Genomic DNA, 2,182 nt, shown 5'->3' on the forward strand with positions numbered 1-2,182 from the left:
CGGCGCCGACCGCGACGGCATCACCGGGCTGGCCCGCGCCGAGCGGGCCGGGCTGCCGACCTTCGTCTGCCGGGTCGGCGACCACGCCACCCGCGACGACTGGGACCGGGCACTGACCGAGGCCACCGCCGAACACCGGCCCGACCTGGTGGTGTCGGCGGGGTTCATGAAGATCGTCGGCAAGCGGTTCCTGGCCCGGTTCGGCGGCCGGCTTGTCAACACCCACCCGGCGCTGCTGCCGAGCTTTCCCGGCGCCCACGGCGTGCGCGACGCGCTCGCCTACGGCGTGAAGCTGACCGGGTGCACCGTCCACTTTGTCGACGACGGAGTCGACACCGGACCGATCATCGCCCAGGAGGCGGTGGAGGTCCTGGCCGAGGACGACGAGTCCGCCCTGCACGAGCGCATCAAGGGCGTCGAACGACGCCTGCTGGTCGACGTGGTGGGCCGCCTGGCCCGCGAGGGCTATTCCATCGAAGGACGAAAGGTACGGGTTCCGGCATGACCGCCGAAGGTACGAAGCGGCCGATCCGCCGCGCGCTGGTCAGCGTCTACGACAAGACCGGGCTGGAGGAGCTGGCACAGGGGCTGCACGCGGCCGGGGTGCAGCTCGTCTCGACCGGCTCGACCGCCGCCCGCATCGCCGGCGCCGGGGTCCCGGTGACGAGGGTCGAGGAGCTGACCGGCTTCCCGGAGTGCCTGGACGGCCGGGTCAAGACGCTGCACCCCAAGGTGCACGCCGGGATCCTCGCCGACCAGCGCCTGGAGGACCACCGCAGCCAGCTCACCGAGCTGGGCGTGGAGCCGTTCGAGCTGGTGGTGGTGAACCTCTACCCGTTCCGGGAGACCGTCGCCTCCGGGGCCACGGCCGACGAGTGCGTGGAGCAGATCGACATCGGCGGCCCGTCCATGGTCAGGGCGGCGGCGAAGAACCACCCGTCCGTGGCGGTCGTCGTCAACCCCGAGCGGTACGCCGACGTGCTCAAGGCAGCCGGTGACGGCGGCTTCGAGCTGACCGAGCGCAAGCGCCTCGCGGCGGAGGCGTTCCGGCACACCGCCGCCTACGACGTGGCGGTGGCGTCCTGGTTCGCCGACGACTACGCGGCGGACGGCTCCGGCTTCCCGGAGTTCCTCGGCACCGCCCACGAGCGCGCCCACGTGCTGCGTTACGGCGAGAACCCGCACCAGCCGGCCGCGCTGTACACGGACGGCACCGGGGGTCTCGCGGCGGCCGAGCAGCTGCACGGCAAGGAGATGTCCTTCAACAACTACACGGACACCGACGCCGCCCGCCGTGCCGCGTACGACCACGCCGAGCCGTGCGTCGCCATCATCAAGCACGCCAACCCGTGCGGCATCGCGGTCGGCGCGGACGTCGCCGAGGCCCACCGCCGGGCCCACGCCTGCGACCCGCTGTCGGCCTTCGGCGGCGTGATCGCGGTCAACCGCCCGGTGTCGCTCGCGATGGCCGAGCAGGTCGCGGAGATCTTCACCGAGGTCGTGGTCGCCCCCGGCTACGAGGACGGTGCGGTGGAGGTGCTCGCCGGCCGGAAGAACATCCGGGTGCTGCGCTGCCCCGACGCCCCCGCCCGGTCGCTGGAGGTCAAGCCCGTAGAGGGTGGCGCCCTGCTCCAGGTGAAGGACCGCTTGCAGGCCGACGGCGACGACCCGGCGGCCTGGACACTGGCGGCCGGCGAGGCGCTGCCGGCCGAGGAGCTCGCCCAACTGGCTTTCGCGTGGCGTGCGTGCCGCGCGGTGAAGTCCAACGCCATCCTGCTCGCCAAGGACGGCGCCACGGTCGGCGTGGGCATGGGCCAGGTCAACCGGGTGGACTCCGCCAAGCTGGCCGTGCAGCGGGCGGGCGAGGAGCGCGCCGCGGGCTCCTACGCGGCGTCCGACGCGTTCTTCCCGTTCCCCGACGGCCTGGAGGTGCTGACCGCCGCGGGCGTCAGGGCCGTGGTGCAGCCCGGCGGTTCGGTGCGCGACGAGCAGGTGATCGAGGCGGCGAAGGCGGCCGGCGTGACGATGTACCTGACCGGCACCCGGCACTTCTTCCACTGAGCGTTGGCTTGCCCGCCGGGCCCGGGTGGCCCGGCACACGGGCGGCCGTGTTCGGGGAGGCGCCGTGGGACGGGAGTGCCGTGACGCGGGGGAGTGGGCCCGGCCCCGGGTGGCATCGGGG

2 protein-coding genes are annotated in these 2,182 nt (G+C 73.5%); both read left to right on the forward strand.

From position 1 onward, the window contains the following. Positions 1-505, forward strand: a 505-nt coding sequence (gene purN, locus ACYVE9_RS23965; protein WP_461029975.1) for a phosphoribosylglycinamide formyltransferase, incomplete at its 5' end; no start/stop codon positions are given. Next, positions 502-2,061, forward strand: a complete 1,560-nt coding sequence (purH, locus tag ACYVE9_RS23970; RefSeq protein ID WP_461029976.1) for a bifunctional phosphoribosylaminoimidazolecarboxamide formyltransferase/IMP cyclohydrolase — start codon at positions 502-504, stop codon at positions 2,059-2,061. The genes purN and purH, both read left to right, overlap by 4 nt. Positions 2,062-2,182 lie beyond the last annotated feature (121 nt).

The sequence above is a fragment of the Streptomyces sparsus genome (genome assembly GCF_054776295.1).